This is a genomic window from Phosphitispora fastidiosa, assembly GCF_019008365.1.
In the GTDB taxonomy this organism is placed as follows: Bacteria; Bacillota; Thermincolia; order Thermincolales; family UBA2595; genus Phosphitispora; species Phosphitispora fastidiosa.
Map to the genome: position 1 here is coordinate 166,001 of NZ_JAHHUL010000003.1, position 18,177 is coordinate 184,177.

Here is an 18,177-nt window from a genome sequence, read left to right on the forward strand (position 1 = left end):
AGTCATATTGGCCGTCCTTTTAACCGTCTCTGTAACGTTAAAGGACACAGGAGGTATCGGCTCCCGTACCCGGGCTGTGAGTGATCTTGACGGTGACGGGATGACAGAGGAATATACCCTGGTTGATCACCATCTTACTGTAAGGGAAGGAGAGAAGTATCTCTGGCGGTCACCGAGTGATTGGCGCATTGACAATTTTGCCCTGGGTGACGTCGACAACGACGGGACGGTCAACCTGGTCCTGACTCTATGGAAAACGGGCAGTTTTGGCTCTATCAAACCTTTCTGGCAAACCGCAGAGGATACCAGCTATAAGAATCACCTTTTTGTATACCGGCTGCAGAACAAGGCCATGAAGCAGGTCTGGTGTTCGTCTGACCTTGATCGTCCAATTGTCTCTTTCACCATCCGGGATGTCGATGGTGACGGCCCGAGTTTGGTTGTCGAGGAAGGAAAGTACCGCAAGATGTCCGGAGAAAGCTATGCTCTCGACACAAAAGCCCCAGTCAGGACTACTGTCTGGCGGTGGGATGAATGGGGCTTTCGTCTTGTCACATATTAAGTTTGATAGGCTATATTAAATAAGGGAGGAATACCTTTGAAAAACGCGTTGATTATGCCATGCCTTGATATTAAGGATGGACGAGTGGTTAAAGGAGTACATTTTGTTGGTCTTCAGGATGCCGGTGACCCTGTGGAATGTGCTAGAGCCTATTGTGAGGCAGGAGCCAATGAGTTGGCTTTTCTTGATATTACTGCGACCATCGAAGGGCGGAAAACCATGTTGGAAACGGTGAAAAGGGTTGCCGCTGTAACTACCGTTCCTTTCACTGTTGGGGGTGGGATTCGCAGTGTCAGTGAAGCGGAAAATGTTTTAGCTGCCGGTGCTGACCGTGTTTCCATAAGCAGTGCAGCGTTCCGGACACCAGAACTTATTACTGAATCGGCAAAAGCATTTGGCAGCGAAAAAATTGTTGTGGCCATTGATGTAGACAAAAATCCTAACCTGCCATCTGGTTATGAAGTGTATATCGATGGCGGAAATACAGCCACAGATAAAGATGCGATAGAATGGGCTAAGGAAGCCGAGGACCGGGGCGCCTCAATTATCCTTCCTACCAGCAAAGCGTGTGACGGTGCCAAAACTGGCTTTGACCTGCCATTAATCAGTGGCATCAGGAAAGCTGTTAAGGTACCAATTATCGCTTCAGGAGGAGCAGGAAGTTTAGAGCATTTTGCCTTAGCTGCAAAAGCAGGAGCCGATATTCTACTGGCTGCCTCTGTTTTTCATTTTGGGGAAATAACTATTTCAGAACTTAAAAAATATTTATTGCAGCAGGGCATTCCTGTAGAATAAAGCAGTTGTCAGTGATAATAATCACGAAAATGTCTTTGCCAGCTCCCAAAAATATTATTTTCCACCCCTGATAACTTTTATTTCAATGTCATGACTCTGGACAATATCAGTTAAATGGTCAACCTTGTTGTCAACCAGTTCGAGTTTTTCATATACTAGACTGTATCCATCAAGGGCGGCTTCAATTTTAGGTTTAAGGTCATTTTCTAACGCAATAACCTGGGAGCTCAGGGTGTCAACTTTATTTTCCAGCTTAACTTGGTTGTTTTCCAGCTTAATCAGATTATTTTCCAGCTTAATCAAATTATTTTCCAGCTTAACCTGATTATTCGCCAGCGTAACCTGATTATTTTCCAGGTTACGCTGGTTTTCCTTTAATCCATGGAAGTCACTTCGGAGTTCACTAAAACCAGTTTGCATTTCAATGTACATCTTTTCTATTAACTCGAAAACCTTTTCTTCCAAGGGAAACACCCTTTCGACATGTAAATATCTTACATTTACATTATACCGTTGGTTGATATGAATTACAATTTAATTTTACAGAACACAGGTGAAAATTTCTGGATGGTATTTTATTTATGTGGTGAAAACGAGAGCATTGGCTAACGCTGAATCTTATTTTGTTATCAAATATTCATACGATATCTCGGACCAATTACAGGAGGGTAAGTGAAAACAGGTGAGTGTGAAGGGTCGTTTAGTTATTACATTGATATAATCATTGTAAAGGTGATATAATCATTGTAAAGGTGATATAATCAACATATTACACCAATTTTTTTCGAAGGAGCTGATTTTCATGTTTAAAACATTTAATGCGGAGATAGCAGTGAAAGGGGAGGTGGCAGCAGAATAAACTAACTCTGCCCTCCCCTTGCCGTGCTATTAAAAATACGGGAGGACAATTCAAATAATGACTGGAAATAATTTAAATGATATAGGGCTTTCGGAACGATTTATCCGGGAAGCTGCCATGTATGACAACAATCTGCATCTTGCCAGGGTTTCAGCCCAGCATAAGGACATGTACCGGGTGATTACCGAGAGCGGAGAGATGTGGGCGGAAATTTCGGGCAAACTCGCTTACTCGGCATCTGTCAATGATGATTATCCTGTTGTTGGTGACTGGGTATTGGTTGACCGGACGGAGGATACCGCCGGTCATGCGGTGATTCGTCACATTCTGACCCGAAAAAGCTGTTTTTCGAGGAAGGCAGCCGGTACCGGCCAGGAACTGCAGAAGATTGCTGCCAATATTGATACAGTATTTATCTGTATGTCACTTAATAACGATTTCAATGTGCGCCGTATCGAACGGTATCTTGCCATTGCCTGGGACAGTATGGCCGTTCCGGTAATTGTGCTCACCAAATCCGACCTGTGTGATGATTTGCCTGCCAGGCTCAGAGACCTTGAAGCTGCTGCAGCTGGAGTAGACGTGGTTGTGACCACGAGTATGAGTGGTGATGGTTACACCGGTATCAGCCAATACCTGCAAAAAGGCAGGACCATAGCCTTTATCGGTTCATCAGGTGTGGGCAAATCCACCCTGATTAACAGGATGATGGGTGAACAGATGCTGGCCACAAAGGAAATCAGAGATGACGACAAGGGCAGGCACACGACCACCCACCGGCAGCTGCTGGTACTTCCTGAAGGCGATGGCGTAGTTATTGACACGCCGGGTATGCGGGAAATTCAGCTTGCGGGAGCTGATTTGTCCAGGTCTTTTGCTGATATTGAAGAACTTGCCGCGAAGTGCCGTTTCCGGGACTGTGAACACGAAGCTGAACCGCAGTGTGCGGTTAAGAAGGCTGTTGAGGACGGCACATTATCTGCTGAGCGATTGGAAAATTATAAAAAGCTGCAGCGGGAGATGGTATTCGAAGAACGTAAAAGCACCATGTCGGCGGCTCAGGCAGAGAAACAGAAGGTTGTTGATATGATGGGGTCGCTAAACTATTGCAGGCAGGTCCTGAAAAGTAACCGGAAATACAAAGGGAACAAATAAGAGGCATCAGGAAATAGTAAGGTAACACGAATTATAAGGCTGTACTGAGTTTTGCCTCAGTACAGCCTCAGTTTATTGCAAACCCCACCGCCATCTCTAAAGCGCTAAAGCGCAAAGAGCCCGTTCGACGTGCTCGGACGGACGACAGACTCCTGCTATTTTAATCAGGAATTATTGTGCCATCTGTATCAATAGTGACCACCTTGACCGGGATGTCCTGACCACTGTTGATCACAGCCTGCATGATCCTGTTAACCAGGCTGCCGCAGCAGGGGACTGTCATCCTGACTACCGTGATGCCTTTGATTTCATGAAGCCGGAACATTTCCGTCAGTTTCTCCGCATAGTCCACATTGTCCAGTTTGGGACAGCCAATGAGGGTGACACGGCCCCTTATAAAATCCTGATGGAAATTGCCATAGGCATAAGCAGAGCAGTCGGCAGCGATTAACAAGTCACTGTTGTCAAGAAAAGGAGCATTGACTGGAACCAGCTTAATCTGGCAGGGCCATTGGCCAAGCTGTGAAGGCGCCGCTGCTCCGGGTGCACATGAACAGCCGGCTGATTTTTGCAGGACCGTGACTGAACTGCCCGGGCAGCCGCAGGCTAAGGTTTCAGACTGAGAGTTCCTGGACTCCATATGCTTCTTCACGGCTTCTTCATCAAAAGCTGCGGCTTCTCTTTCAATAATATTAATAGCATCTGCAGGGCAATTGGGGAGGCAGTCTCCCAGGCCGTCACAGTAAGAGTCCGATACGAGCCGGGCCTTGCCGTTGACTAACTGCAGGGCTCCTTCGTGGCAGGCAGCGATACAGAGACCACAGCCGGTACATTTTTCTTCGTTTATCTCTACTATTTTTCTCAGCACTTGTATCAACCTCACTTTGAATCTTTTTAAATCTAAGGTTATTATAAAACCTAAATGATAAAAAAACAGTGAGGTTAATCACATTCGTCAGATTCTTTGCTCACTGCCCCACATGTTTTGTTAAACTAAAAATTCTACTGGAGATTTGTTCCCTATTGGGTTATGATAAAAAGAACGGTGTCCATCACCAAAAACTTCACTGGTAATGTAACCCGAAATTTCATTGGAGGTAACAATATATGTTCATGTATGTTTTCTCAATTATACTCATAGTAGCCTCAAATGTGATCTACAATATATGTCAGAAATCAACTCCTGATAGGGTCAATCCTTTTGCGGCGCTTCTGGTTACTTACCTGACCGCGGCAGCCTTAACCGGGGTGATATTTTTGTTTTCCAAAACCGATAAAGGAATTATGGAGTCGGTTAAGGAGCTGAACTGGACGAGTATAACCCTTGGTATTGCAGTAGTAGGCCTTGAAATTGGGTATCTAATGGCTTACCGGGCCGGGTGGAACATAAGTGTGGGGTCACTGGTGGCAAATATCCTCCTGGCATTAATGCTTATTCCGGTGGGGGTATTGTTTTATCATGAAGGGTTTGGAGCTAATAAAATATTTGGGGCGGTTCTTTGTATCTTTGGGCTGGTTATGATCAACAGGTAATAAAAAAATGAGATATTATAAAAAACCCCCTGTTTTTTGAACCACCTGTGAATAAGCAGGTGGTATCTTATTTTGGGAATTTATCTGGAATGTTGTGGTAATAAAATGTGATTGCAGTTATAATCTAACTACAGCAGATTAATTTTTGACAGCCTGTTAAAAAAAAGGAGGGAAAAAATAATGGTCAAGAGCAGAATCGGGTTTATCAGCGGGGTATTGATTATCGCTGTCCTGATCAATATCACAGCAGGCTTTGGAATGAGTGGCAATGCTTCAGCACTGGTGGAAATTGACAGCAGCGCCAGCTCCTGGGCCGTACCGCATCTTCAGCAGGCATATGATTATGGACTGACATATCCCGACATTATGAAGGATTTTAAAAGACCTATTACCCGCCAGGAGTTTTGCACAATTGTAGTCAAGCTTTATGAAAAACTCAGCGGGAAGACGGCAGCAGCAGGCAGCAGTCCATTTTCAGACACTGCAGACCCAGAAATAATCAAGGCTTATCAGCTGGGAATCGTCAAAGGCACCGGAGTCGGAAAGTTTTCACCTGGCTGGAACATCACCAGACAGGAAATCTGTGTCATGATTTTTCGGGCTCTCGATGTGGCGGTACCCGGGCTGGATAAAACTCCCGGTAATGATTTTCCCTTCAGTGATCAAAAGATGATTGCCTCATGGGCGATTGATGCCATGAAGTTTTCTTATAAAAACAATATCATGAACGGTGTGGGCAGCAATAAAATAGACCCTTTGAGCAATACCACCAGGGAGCAGGCTATTACCCTGGTTAAAAGGACATATGAGGCTTTCCGGGTAGATGAGCTTGATGCCACTGTTCTTGTTGGGCAGGCAGATCTCAAAAAGCTGACGGAAAGAGAAAAGTTTACTAATTTGGATTTAGGTAACCGGATAGCCTTCCCCAGATATGACTCACGAGTCGAGCTTTTTGTGGCTACCGAAGCCGGTAAACCTGCCAAACGGCCATCGGCTGCCGCGAGTGCCGATACGGACCGTTTAGTCCGTGCAGCCGCTCTGAATTTAGTGAATGATGACCTGAAACCAATTCAGTTAATCCAGCCAAATCTGGAAATACAGCCCGGTTCATCATCTGGGATACAGCCCGTCTTATCGCCGGTGATACCGGCGGGGTGGCTGGTTCCCAGACCTAACGGCCCCGTATATACCAAAGCCCAGTGTGCTGCTTTAATAGACAGAGACGGGGACAAAAAGCGCTGGTTTGCATTTAACCTGAAAAACGCCCAGGCTGTCAAGGTAGTCTGGCAGGTATCCAAGACACCCTTCACAGGCTTCAGGGACAACTGGAAGTCTCCCCGTGGGCTGGTGGCTTCAGGTGAGGTTTCACCCTCTGCAGGAGAATTTGTAGTTGACTTTGGTTCCATTGCCTCAGGACAGCTATCAGGGAGCCTATGGCAGTTGAAGCCGGCAGGGCAGTTGGTCTGGAATATCACCTCAACCTACCGGGAAATCCCCAAAACTCAGAAAAAATATTATGTCCGGGCCATCCCTGTCGACGGGACCGGGAACTGCATCGGTGATCCCGGAGAGGGGCTTCAGGTTCTCTATGGAAAACCGCTGACAGCTTCGACTGCTGCGCAGAAAGTGAATGCTTCCTTTGAACTCTGGGCCCCGCGCCGGGAAGGAGTTCCCCAGGGAGGCGGACCTGATAACAATGGTTACAGTGGGGAATTCCCCAACCTGCTGGTTCATGAAAGCAGCCCCCGCTACTACAACTGCGAATATACATCTGATTACTGGTTTTTATTCCATGGTTTTGATAAGGCTGCTACCAGGGTGGTGGTTCAGGTAGCTGCCCAGCCTTTTACCGGCAGCACGGTTGATTGGAAATCCCCCAGTGGGTTGGTGTACAACAAGTCCTATGGGAACCTCCCGGTTAAGCTTGAACCGACGTTTGACAATGCGGTTCCCATCAAGTTCAGCCAGTTTGGCCCGGCCAAAGCGGCTATGAAGCCTGATGAATACATTTCCTATTATGTACGGGCAGCTGCAGTTAAACCTTCAAATATTCCGGGGAGTGAAGAGGTTGCCTTTTCGGAGACTATTACGGTCAAATATGGCTATCCCAACGCCGTCAAGTGGTACATTCCCCAGGATGTCAATGTAAAGTCATATATCCCGACAGTGAAAGTGCTTCATTATCAGCCGGTACAGTGGGAAAACCCCCAGTGGCTAAACAAATACACAGTCTACCGGACCCCCCGGTGGAATGAAATTAAATGTAAGTTTAAAAACGTACAGACCGGACAGATTCTGTATCCGTATTATCATTACTTATTAGGTGACCCGTCAATTACCCCGACGAAGTATGAGAATGAAATTATTCCCACCGTCCTTAAGCAGGGCACTAAAGTTACCATCGTTAATAATGAAGGAGACAAATCCTGGTGGGGAGAGCTTTGGGACAGCATTGCAGACTTCTTCAGTTCAATAATAAATGTTTTTAAAGATATTACCAACTGGGTGAGTAATGCCTATGCCAGCCTAAAATCAGGCCTGATAAGTTTTGTCGCGGCTAATTTTCCCCTTATTCCCGATAATTGGCGGGCCGGACTGAGGGTCGCCCTCGAAGCCCTGGTAAATACAGGGCTGGCAGCTATGGGGATCCCCCCCTCCCTGCCGAATTTTGACCAGCTTGCCAATATGAGTCTGGACTATATGGCGCAAGTTGCCCTGACCGAAGCCGGCATTCCTGCCACTGAGATAACCACCCAAATGGTGAAAGATACAGCTGCGGGGGTGGGCAGCCAGCTTTCTGCTGCCACTAATTCGGCTAGCCCAAATCCTATTGACTCCCCATTCTTAAAGAATCATCCTGACTATCTTTACCGGCCGGCCTATATGGATATAGAGTTGAGCAACTCCTATGACGAGCCGTCCTTACCGGGCAGTTTCAATATAGATGCCGAATGGGAATGGACAGAGAATGTCACTTTGGACCATGAGGTTTTCAGCCATTGGCCGCAAGAGCAGCAGTATGCTGATGCCTTACAGTATGTGGTTCATTTTCTCTACGGACTGAGCAGGGGACATAATGGGTATCCCATTTACTATCCGGTATATGAGCCGGTGAGAGGGCAGCCAATCCCCATAATACAGCCTGGTGAGAAGCTGACGGTCCGGATTTACCTGAAGGAATATATAGGGAAACCGTATCCTTTTAGCGTAAACGGGGATTCGGTACTAATGGAAGACTTCGCCCATCTCTATTGGGGTGACCTGGGCAAGGTGAAATTCAGTGTCACCACAGACCTTTATGACCTGCCTGACCCCCGGGAGGCTGCCAAAGCCCAGGGGTTCCAGGAAGATGATGACCACATGTACACCTATAGATATGACAGATTATACAGCGGCAGTTATTTCCAACAGGTGCCGTCTCAGGCCTATTGATGTCAGTACTATGACATAAAAAAAGTCTGGACTTAGTTATAAAACCGCCATGGATTATCTGTGGTGGTTTTTTTATTTTAATGAAATTCACCTGAACTGCTGGATTTGGCATTAATCTTGCATTAAAAATACTATGCACTAATTCACTTAAAGGGGGGCATTTTTGTGAGCCAGATTGGAATTGCACTGGATTTAGGCACCAGCGGCTTCAGGGGGCAGGCTGTCGACCTGGCAAAAGCTGAGATTATCGGTACTGTATTAACGGCACGGCATCCGCTGCCCGGGGCCAATGTTATGGATCACCTGAATTTTGCTGTTGATATGGGTTTGGATGTGGCCCACAGTATTATTATTGCCACAATAAATCAAATTATTGAGACTCTTAATGTACCTTGTAATGACATCAGGCGGCTGGCAGTTTGCGGTAATCCCATTCAGCTCTCCTTGTTTGAGGAGATAGAAATAAGGGACCTGGCTTATGCGGGTGAGCGTAAAAGAAAAAAGCTGGGGATTGTATCTCCCAATAGGGATGCCAAAAAGCTGGCAGCAAGAGATATCAGGGGTTTGGCTTTGCCGGCTGATGTGGAAATCTATATTCCGGCGGCAGTGAAACACGAAATTGGCGCTGATGCTCTGGCGATGATGGTAAAGTCGGATTTGCTGACAAATAGTGATATTACGCTGGTAACTGATTATGGGACCAATGCCGAAATGGCCCTGAAGGTCGGTGACAAGATCATTACCGGTTCCTGTGCTGCCGGTCCGGCTTTGGAAGGGCAGCACATTCAGTATGGCATGCTGGCTGCTCCCGGCGCTGTTCATGACATTCAACCGGAAAAAAACGGTTTCAGGTGTTATGTGCTTAATGATGATATGACCAGCGTACCGGGGGATTTGGTGGATTTAACCAGACCGGGTATTCTTGAAAAAGGACTGGCAAATGCAGATGGAATTACGGGTACCGGAGTTATCGCCGTCCTTTATGAGGGCATGAAAGCACAGCTCATCGGGCTTCCCAAAATCAAGACTGCAGATAACAGGCTGCACCTGGGCCGGCATGTGTCCTTTAGTGAACATGATATAACTGAGGCCGGCAAGGCTATTGGAGCAATAAGGGCGGGATTTGTGACTCTGGCCATGGAAGCCGGAATTGAATTGGGTGAAATTCAGACTGCCTATATGGCCGGGGCATCAGGTACTTATGTAAATGCTTTGAAAGCCCTGCAAATTGGGCTGATACCTCCGGGTGCCAGCAAGATTTACCAGATAGGCAACACTTCACTGGCGATGGCGAGGGATATTGTAATTGACCCTGAGCAGCATCTGATGCTGCAGGAACTGGCACAGCAGTTAAGGGCAAATCACTGCATGTTCGCTGATTCTCAGGTCTTTTCCAAGTCCTATCTGCTTGAGCTCTCCCTCTGGGGTGAAGGAATGCCATGGGATATGTATCATCAGTTTAGCAAAATGTATGGGCTGACAGAACTAATTCCTCCTAATTTAAGCGCAGAAGTAATCAGGCTTTATGAACGGGATATCCCGGACCTGGGATATCGTGGGGTGTCATATATTGAGACTGTAGGTTATCCAAGTACGGTGAAATTTCCCGGCTGTACGGGGTGCGGCATCTGTATCAAAAATTGTCCCGAGAAGGCCCTTTCAATACCTGAAGCAGATGATTTTGTCATATCCATTCGGCCTGACCGGTGCAATGGAACGGCCTGTAAACGCTGTGAAAGTCAATGCCCGGAAAAGGTATTTAAGTTTTCCTTAATTCCATTTGCGGAGTAATTATATTTCATTATCGGCTGCTATTTCAAAAAAGGCATTGATTCCAAAAAGAATCAATGCCTTTTCCCTGTTTAATCGGTTATCACTTGATTACGTTTGGAATGGCCTGATAATAAAAGGAGTGCAGAGGCTTTGAAGCCACAATGGACAAATGGGGCAATTCCATTTGTAATCAAAACAGCTAAAATAGTCTGCTGCTAAAACTATTTAAATAAACCTCGCATTTGAATATAATCAAGCCCTGGCAACAAAAAAACTACAAGTGTAGTATAAAAAACGGTAACGTTTATCGTTTTTAAAAAGTTGGCATTGTTTTTGCAAGTAAATATCAATATGAACGGAAGGAGGTGAATTTCAGTAATGAGCAGAGAGGATATTCTGAACAAACTGAAGGATTCAATTGAGAAGCTGGACACAGGTATGGCCGAAGCGGCAGCCAAGGAGGCAAAAGCAGCAGGGATAGAGGCCATGGATGCCATTCAAAACGGTCTCTCCCAGGGTATGAATACCATCAGTGATCTTTTTGATGAAGGTGAACTGTATGTACCACAAATACTTGTGGCTGCAGAGGCCTTTGAAAAAGGAGTAGCTATTTTAACTGCAGATATGCTGGAAGCAGAGCGTAACAAGACCAAGGCCGGAAAGGTAATCTGCCACACTGTTGAGGGTGATATTCACGATATCGGCAAGAACATCGTGAAGATAATGCTAATTGCCAGTGGTTTTGAGGTAATTGATTTAGGCCGGGATGTACCGGTGGATGAGGTTGTCCGCAAGGCAATCGAAGAGGGAGTGGACATTATCACAGGTTCAGCCCTGATGACCACAACTATGCCTTCACAGCGAGATATCATCAAGGTCCTTGAGGAAGAAGGCTACCGTGACAAGATCAAGTGCATGTTCGGCGGGGCTCCGGTATCCCAGGAGTGGGTAGACCAGATTGGTGCCGACGCTTATGGGGACAATGCAGCTGAAGCTATTAGCAAAGCTAAGGAACTGATGGCATAAAGGAGAAAGGAGGTAAAGTATGGCTCTCGCAAAGAAAGTAACGGTTTTTGATGTTTTCGACCGGGCTAAAACCGGGAAGAAAGTTAATGAGAACGACTGGGATTATAAGATTATTCCCCAAACAGCCAGCAGATTAAAAGAGAAGTATGGCATAAAAATGGACAAAAAAGTCATCGTGCCTACTGATAAGGCAATGATTGACAACCTGTTCAAGGCTGGTTTGGAAATGCTGGTTGAATGCGGTATTTACTGTATGGATACCGGGCGTGTCATAAAATACACCGAAGAAGAAATACTGACATCTGTAAATGCAGCGCCGAGCCGTGTTGTGCTCGGGGAAGGCAAGGATGCAGTGATAATGGAAACCCGGAGCTACCAGGATTCCCGTCCTCCTATAATTCAGGGGGGACCAACCGGGGCGCCGGTTTCAGAGGACATGTTTATGGCACTGCACCAGTCATATGCTACAGAACCACTGGTAAACACAATAGTTGACGGAGTGCTGCAAACTATCAACGGACATGACCCCACACCGGGAAGTCCGTGGGAGATAGCAGCCGTTAAGTCTGAAGCCATGTTAATCCGGGCCGCCCAGGCAAGAGCAGGCCGCCCCGGGATGGCATTGTAGGGGAACGAGACATCATTATCCGCTGCCGGTGTAATCGCTGCTGATTTCCCGGGCGGAATGCGGGCTTCTGACAGCCATGAGGTATCCCAGCTAAATGAGCTGAAGATTGACGTAGGTGCGTTAGCCTTTACTGCTCATTATGTACTGGCCGGAGATGTTATCATGTGTGAACAGATGCCTATTTACGGGGGTTATGCCGGAGGGCTGGAAGAGACCACGATAGTAGATGTGGCCACAACTCTGAATGCCTTTATCATGACCCAGGCAACCTGGCACCTGGATGGTCCGATTCATGTGCGCTGGGGCATTACTACAGCCAGAGAGGCTCTGGCGGTGGCAGGCCACTGTGCCATGGCGATTGAGGCCAATACCAATTTGATGCTGGGTAACCAGTATTACACCATCGCCGGACCGTGTACGGTAATGTGCCTGCTGGAGACAGCAGCCCAAGCCATTACAGATACGGCCAGCGGGCGGGAAATACTGTCAGGCGTAGCCTCTGCCAAGGGGGTTGCTACCAACTATACCACCGGTATGGAAGCCCGGATGATGGCCGAGGCCGCCAGGGCTGTGGCTGGTATGGAGACTGATAAGATTAATGCGATCCTTGACAAATTAGTTGCCATGTATGAAAAAGACTATAAAACGGCGCCTAAAGGCAAGCCGTTCCAGGAGTGTTACGATGTTGTCCGCCTTGTCCCGACCCAGGAATACCTGGATATCTATGATGAGGCAGTTAAAATCCTTACCGAATTAGGGCTCGATTACTGGAAGAAGTAAAAACATATAGAAAAAGTCCCGGTCTGTTCGAGCACAGACCGGGACTTAATTAAACATTAAATTGCCCCGAACGCAATTTATGATTAAAGGAGGGAACCTGATGTCAATAGACAATCCTATTGAACCGCGCCAGACACAGGAACAGATAAAAATAAGCGAAACGCGCATTGATAAGATGTTTCATGGTGACAGAAAAATGCTGGTTTTCTGGATGGTTTTTATGTGGATTATATTAGGGGCTGTTTATCTTCAGGTAATGGCCGTTGCTGACCCAACTGTCAAGATGGTTGCCCTGGCAGCCGGTATCATGGTTGGAGCTTTTAATACTGTGGCTATGGCGGCTTTGTCAGGTCACCTGAAGAAGAAAAAGACTGAGCTCTATACAGAGGATATATATTACCAGGAAAAAATGAAGGCTGCAGGAGGCACCAAGTGGAATCTGGTAATGCTCTTTGATGTCCTCTTTATACTGGTTCTTTGCTACATTTGTCTCCTGATACCCATCCTGCTTCGCGGAAAGGTTCTGGTAGGCGGCGGTGGCGGCGGCGGAATGGATTATTCCTTTACCTGGGGAAGCCTTGTCCTCTGTCTTGTTGCCGGTGTGGTTTTCGGATATTTTCTCCTGACACATTCCGAAAAGGAACTTAAAACCCTGATTGACAATGTATACGGAAAGAAGGGGGAAAACAAATGAGCATCTGGAGTTTGATGAATTATGCTGCCTGGGCTGTATCTGCTCTGATTTATTTCTGGCTTTTTAAGGATTTTCTGGCAACTAACAAGAATTACAGTGAAGATGTTCTGCTGGGAACCTATTCAGAAGAGGAACTGGACATTTCCGGGGAAGGGGGGCAGGGTTAATGAGCGCTGAATCCGTTAATGTCGCTGTAAGGGAAGAAAATGAAACCGGAGCCCGCCTGGTCAAGGTGCTGGGGCCGATGCATATATGGGCTCTGGGTGTCGGTATAGTTCTTGTAGGGGAGTTTATGGGATGGAACTTTACGGTTGCCAAAGGCGGTACCCTGGGTTCCATTATAGCCTGCTGGCTGATAGGACTCCTGTATGTTTCCCTGATTATGGTCAACACAGAAATAGGGTCAGTTATCCCGGAGGCCGGCGGTCAGTATGCTATGGCCAAATACCTGATGGGTCCCCTGGCTGCATTTAATGTCGGGGTAATGATTGTATTTGAATATACTATGCTGGAAGCGGCAGACTCGCTGGTGGTAGGTGCGCTGATGAACAGCCTGAACCCGGAGCTGCAGCCTCTGCCCTGGATTATATTAGGGCTGGCGATTCTGACAGCTTTGAATTACCGCGGTGTTTATGCCACCTTAACAGTTAACTTTATCATCACGGCAATTGCTTATGTGACGATATTTATTCTGCTATTTTCCACTCAATTCTGGTCTCCTAACAGTATGATTAATTTCCCTGACTTGATGAGCGGCTTGCCTTATGGATGGCTTGGAATCCTGGGCGCCTTGCAGTTCGGGATTTGGTTCTACCTGGGTATTGAGGGAACCGCCCTCACTGCTGAGGAGTGCCGTTCCACCGGTCGGTCTCTGCCTGTCGGCGCCATGATAGGTATGGTTTCCCTGCTGGTTGGCGCTACTATTACATGGTTTGTCTGCTCGGGTCTGGTGCAATGGGAGACCCTCGGAAGTTCAGTTTATCCCCTGTACGATGCTGCCTTGGCAACTAACTACTCGTTTGTTATCTGGGCATTGTTTGTTGGGACCATTTTATCATGTCTCGCAAGCGCCAATGGATGTATCAATGATTCTTCCCGGGGCTGGTTTTCAATGGCCAGGGATACGCTGATACCGCAATGGTTTGGCGCAGTTCATCCCAAGTACCATACACCGTACCGTGCCATTGTCTTCCTGGCTCCTATTGCCATTAGCTTCGGTTTTACAGGGCTTCTGGACCAGGTTATTACTTTTTCCATTATTTCAGGAACAATAATATATGTACTGATGGGTTATATGGGGTTGAAGTTCAGGCAAATGTACCCACTGGGGACTATTGAAAGAGGCTATACCTCCCCCTGGCATCCCTTCCCGTCAATTTTTCTCTTAATCCTTGCTATCCTGGTTTTGGTAGCAACCTTCCTGGGATACTGGATTAACCTTCTGGCAGCGTTTATGTTCTATATTATTTGTTCATTATGGTTTGTTTTCCACAGATATAAATTTGTTAACCCCCATACGCTGATAAAAGCCCACTGGCCTCGCCCTAAAGGGTACTAAATGACCTACTTATCTGGCGGGATGCTGGTTCTCTTGACATTGGGGAGTGCATATTACCTTATGCGCTCCCTGCAAGAGATCAGAAAAAAAGAGGAAGTATTTTACCGGGAAATACTGCCACATATGAAACAGGCCAGTTTCAGTGAAAACAGGGGGTTACTGCCGTCTCTTGAAGGTTTATATCATGATTTAAGAATTAAGATAGTGCCTCTGGGGGATAATTTATGCTACCGGGGCCTGCCTCGATTATATTTAAAAATTTACCTGGCAGTTGATAATGATAAATTATGCCGGGTAGTCAGTATCAATGAACGAGCCCACCTTTTTCCACCCGCGGAGTTTGAAAAATCCAGGACTTTTCTGGGGCAAGACAATCCAGGTTTTGAAATATGTTTACCTGAGGAACCCAAGTTAGAACCCGAGAATTTGAATAATTTGGTGAATATTCTCTCTAAAATTGACAATTGTTCCGAAATTTTGATGCAAAAAAAATATATCAGATTGACCTTGTTGCTGGCACATGGAGAAAAGGGTTATTACTTTGTCTTGCGAGCAATGAAATTCCCCGCTCTGGTTTTAAAAGATGAGAATTTAAGCAGAACCGTTCAGTTATTATTTGAACTGCGCAGGGAGGTTGCTAAAATTGAAAGTGCTTGTTAATAATAGAAAAGTGCCATTCTGGTTTCCGATTTTTGCCGCTCTGGTGATTCCGGGGTCTGGTTATGTTTTATTGGGAAGACCAATGCGGGCTCTGCAAATGCTATTTTTCATGGGCTTTTTCGGGTTTGTAACCTATCGCCTGTCAGGTATGGATATCTCTCTCATAGGCAGATTTGCAGGCGCTTTTGCCATTTGGGCGCTGTCTGTAGTGGAAGTACACCGGTTGGCTAAGCTCAAAAGTGTTTGATTCTTTTAAGATTCCAAATGGAATCAACACCGGACTGGGATAACCCTTGCTTTAAAATATTGAGTTGGCTTATAATTTCGGCATTTTTGATTCTATACAGAATCAAAAAGGTGTTGGGAAATAGGACTGAAAACGATCAAGCCCCGGAATTAACGCGATTTTTAAAGTTGGCATTAATTTTGCATATAAATTTGGTCAGGGTTTGAATTCTTATATTAAATAAATAATGAGGAGGTGAATTGTTAGAATGAGCAAACAGGATATTCTGAACAAACTGAAGGATTCAATTGAGAAGCTGGACACAGGTATGGCCGAAGCGGCAGCCAAGGAGGCAAAAGCAGCAGGGATAGAGGCCATGGATGCCATTCAAAACGGTCTCTCCCAGGGTATGAATACCATCAGTGATCTTTTTGATGAAGGTGAACTGTATGTACCACAAATACTTGTGGCTGCAGAGGCCTTTGAAAAAGGAGTAGCTATTTTAACTGCAGATATGCTGGAAGCAGAGCGTAACAAGACCAAGGCCGGAAAGGTAATCTGCCACACTGTTGAGGGTGATATTCACGATATCGGCAAGAACATCGTGAAGATAATGCTAATTGCCAGTGGTTTTGAGGTAATTGATTTAGGCCGGGATGTACCGGTGGATGAGGTTGTCCGCAAGGCAATCGAAGAGGGAGTGGACATTATCACAGGTTCAGCCCTGATGACCACAACTATGCCTTCACAGCGAGATATCATCAAGGTCCTTGAGGAAGAAGGCTACCGTGACAAGATCAAGTGCATGTTCGGCGGGGCTCCGGTATCCCAGGAGTGGGTAGACCAGATTGGTGCCGACGCTTATGGGGACAATGCAGCTGAAGCTATTAGCAAAGCTAAGGAACTGATGGCATAAAGGAGAAAGGAGGTAAAGTATGGCTCTCGCAAAGAAAGTAACGGTTTTTGATGTTTTCGACCGGGCTAAAACCGGGAAGAAAGTTAATGAGAACGACTGGGATTATAAGATTATTCCCCAAACAGCCAGCAGATTAAAAGAGAAGTATGGCATAAAAATGGACAAAAAAGTCATCGTGCCTACTGATAAGGCAATGATTGACAACCTGTTCAAGGCTGGTTTGGAAATGCTGGTTGAATGCGGTATTTACTGTATGGATACCGGGCGTGTCATAAAATACACCGAAGAAGAAATACTGACATCTGTAAATGCAGCGCCGAGCCGTGTTGTGCTCGGGGAAGGCAAGGATGCAGTGATAATGGAAACCCGGAGCTACCAGGATTCCCGTCCTCCTATAATTCAGGGGGGACCAACCGGGGCGCCGGTTTCAGAGGACATGTTTATGGCACTGCACCAGTCATATGCTACAGAACCACTGGTAAACACAATAGTTGACGGAGTGCTGCAAACTATCAACGGACATGACCCCACACCGGGAAGTCCGTGGGAGATAGCAGCCGTTAAGTCTGAAGCCATGTTAATCCGGGCCGCCCAGGCAAGAGCAGGCCGCCCCGGGATGGCATTGTAGGGGAACGAGACATCATTATCCGCTGCCGGTGTAATCGCTGCTGATTTCCCGGGCGGAATGCGGGCTTCTGACAGCCATGAGGTATCCCAGCTAAATGAGCTGAAGATTGACGTAGGTGCGTTAGCCTTTACTGCTCATTATGTACTGGCCGGAGATGTTATCATGTGTGAACAGATGCCTATTTACGGGGGTTATGCCGGAGGGCTGGAAGAGACCACGATAGTAGATGTGGCCACAACTCTGAATGCCTTTATCATGACCCAGGCAACCTGGCACCTGGATGGTCCGATTCATGTGCGCTGGGGCATTACTACAGCCAGAGAGGCTCTGGCGGTGGCAGGCCACTGTGCCATGGCGATTGAGGCCAATACCAATTTGATGCTGGGTAACCAGTATTACACCATCGCCGGACCGTGTACGGTAATGTGCCTGCTGGAGACAGCAGCCCAAGCCATTACAGATACGGCCAGCGGGCGGGAAATACTGTCAGGCGTAGCCTCTGCCAAGGGGGTTGCTACCAACTATACCACCGGTATGGAAGCCCGGATGATGGCCGAGGCCGCCAGGGCTGTGGCTGGTATGGAGACTGATAAGATTAATGCGATCCTTGACAAATTAGTTGCCATGTATGAAAAAGACTATAAAACGGCGCCTAAAGGCAAGCCGTTCCAGGAGTGTTACGATGTTGTCCGCCTTGTCCCGACCCAGGAATACCTGGATATCTATGATGAGGCAGTTAAAATCCTTACCGAATTAGGGCTCGATTACTGGAAGAAGTAAGGTAACATCTGACTGATGGGGCAGGCAGCCTGCGGCGCAGGGATACTGTGATGTGTCCGTTCGGCTTTTGCCGGCGGAGAGGCATCGCTGCCTGCCCCCCGGTCGTTTAATTACATGGAGGGTTGATCGGCAAGATCATGGAGACTCTAAATCTCCACAGCCGGGTTGGACT

At 46.8% G+C, this 18,177-nt stretch carries 15 protein-coding genes and 2 pseudogenes; 15 read left to right on the forward strand and 2 right to left on the reverse strand.

Annotated elements, in window-relative coordinates:
- Nucleotides 1–7 precede the first annotated feature (7 nt).
- Together Ga0451573_RS04785 and hisF are read left to right on the forward strand one after the other, a co-directional pair.
- A complete protein-coding gene (locus Ga0451573_RS04785; RefSeq protein WP_231682750.1) occupies nucleotides 8–562 on the forward strand; it encodes a hypothetical protein in 555 nt (184 codons plus the stop codon).
- A 54-nt stretch (nucleotides 563–616) separates the two neighbouring features.
- Entirely contained in the window at nucleotides 617–1,357 is a 741-nt protein-coding gene (gene hisF, locus Ga0451573_RS04790; protein ID WP_231682858.1) for an imidazole glycerol phosphate synthase subunit HisF, read from the forward strand.
- A 54-nt stretch (nucleotides 1,358–1,411) separates the two neighbouring features.
- On the opposite strand, the gene Ga0451573_RS04795 is transcribed toward hisF, so the two are convergent.
- Entirely contained in the window at nucleotides 1,412–1,822 is a 411-nt protein-coding gene (locus Ga0451573_RS04795; RefSeq protein WP_231682751.1) for a hypothetical protein, read from the reverse strand.
- Nucleotides 1,823–2,273: 451 nt separating this feature from the next.
- Between Ga0451573_RS04795 and rsgA the strand changes: the two genes are divergently transcribed.
- On the forward strand, nucleotides 2,274–3,371 hold the full coding sequence (gene rsgA / locus Ga0451573_RS04800; RefSeq protein ID WP_231682752.1) for a ribosome small subunit-dependent GTPase A: 1,098 nt from the start codon (nucleotides 2,274–2,276) through the stop codon (nucleotides 3,369–3,371).
- 160 nt (nucleotides 3,372–3,531) lie between these two features.
- Here the strand turns inward: rsgA and Ga0451573_RS04805 are convergent, their stop codons facing one another.
- Nucleotides 3,532–4,239, reverse strand: coding sequence for an ATP-binding protein (locus tag Ga0451573_RS04805; RefSeq protein ID WP_231682753.1), 708 nt, complete (start codon nucleotides 4,237–4,239; stop codon nucleotides 3,532–3,534).
- 239 nt (nucleotides 4,240–4,478) lie between these two features.
- On the opposite strand from Ga0451573_RS04805, the gene Ga0451573_RS04810 reads away from it, so the two are divergent.
- The 12 genes and pseudogenes from Ga0451573_RS04810 to Ga0451573_RS04865 all read left to right on the forward strand — a co-directional run bounded on the left by Ga0451573_RS04810 (nucleotide 4,479) and on the right by Ga0451573_RS04865 (nucleotide 18,005).
- A complete protein-coding gene (locus Ga0451573_RS04810; protein ID WP_231682754.1) occupies nucleotides 4,479–4,904 on the forward strand; it encodes an EamA family transporter in 426 nt (141 codons plus the stop codon).
- Between the two features lie 180 nt (nucleotides 4,905–5,084).
- Entirely contained in the window at nucleotides 5,085–8,336 is a 3,252-nt protein-coding gene (locus Ga0451573_RS04815) for an S-layer homology domain-containing protein (protein WP_231682755.1), read from the forward strand.
- Nucleotides 8,337–8,501: 165 nt separating this feature from the next.
- Nucleotides 8,502–10,127 (forward strand): methylamine methyltransferase corrinoid protein reductive activase, encoded by a 1,626-nt coding sequence (locus Ga0451573_RS04820; protein WP_231682756.1) that lies wholly within the window; start codon nucleotides 8,502–8,504, stop codon nucleotides 10,125–10,127.
- Nucleotides 10,128–10,487: 360 nt separating this feature from the next.
- Entirely contained in the window at nucleotides 10,488–11,135 is a 648-nt protein-coding gene (locus Ga0451573_RS04825; protein WP_231682757.1) for a corrinoid protein, read from the forward strand.
- Between the two features lie 19 nt (nucleotides 11,136–11,154).
- Nucleotides 11,155–12,543 (forward strand): annotated as a pseudogene (locus tag Ga0451573_RS04830) (monomethylamine:corrinoid methyltransferase).
- A gap of 100 nt (nucleotides 12,544–12,643) precedes the next feature.
- Nucleotides 12,644–13,237: a hypothetical protein gene (locus Ga0451573_RS04835; RefSeq protein ID WP_231682758.1), complete on the forward strand. Its 594-nt coding sequence runs from the start codon at nucleotides 12,644–12,646 to the stop codon at nucleotides 13,235–13,237.
- On the forward strand, nucleotides 13,234–13,404 hold the full coding sequence (locus tag Ga0451573_RS04840) for a hypothetical protein (protein WP_231682759.1): 171 nt from the start codon (nucleotides 13,234–13,236) through the stop codon (nucleotides 13,402–13,404). The genes Ga0451573_RS04835 and Ga0451573_RS04840 overlap by 4 nt, the downstream gene beginning before the upstream one ends.
- Nucleotides 13,404–14,795: an APC family permease gene (locus Ga0451573_RS04845; protein WP_231682760.1), complete on the forward strand. Its 1,392-nt coding sequence runs from the start codon at nucleotides 13,404–13,406 to the stop codon at nucleotides 14,793–14,795. Before Ga0451573_RS04840 ends, Ga0451573_RS04845 begins: the two co-directional genes overlap by 1 nt.
- Nucleotides 14,796–15,455, forward strand: coding sequence for a hypothetical protein (locus Ga0451573_RS04850; protein WP_231682761.1), 660 nt, complete (start codon nucleotides 14,796–14,798; stop codon nucleotides 15,453–15,455).
- A complete protein-coding gene (locus tag Ga0451573_RS04855; protein WP_231682762.1) occupies nucleotides 15,439–15,702 on the forward strand; it encodes a hypothetical protein in 264 nt (87 codons plus the stop codon). The genes Ga0451573_RS04850 and Ga0451573_RS04855 overlap by 17 nt, the downstream gene beginning before the upstream one ends.
- Nucleotides 15,703–15,949: 247 nt before the next feature.
- Nucleotides 15,950–16,597: a corrinoid protein gene (locus Ga0451573_RS04860; protein WP_231682763.1), complete on the forward strand. Its 648-nt coding sequence runs from the start codon at nucleotides 15,950–15,952 to the stop codon at nucleotides 16,595–16,597.
- Between the two features lie 19 nt (nucleotides 16,598–16,616).
- A pseudogene (locus Ga0451573_RS04865) lies at nucleotides 16,617–18,005 on the forward strand (monomethylamine:corrinoid methyltransferase).
- Nucleotides 18,006–18,177: the final 172 nt, after the last annotated feature.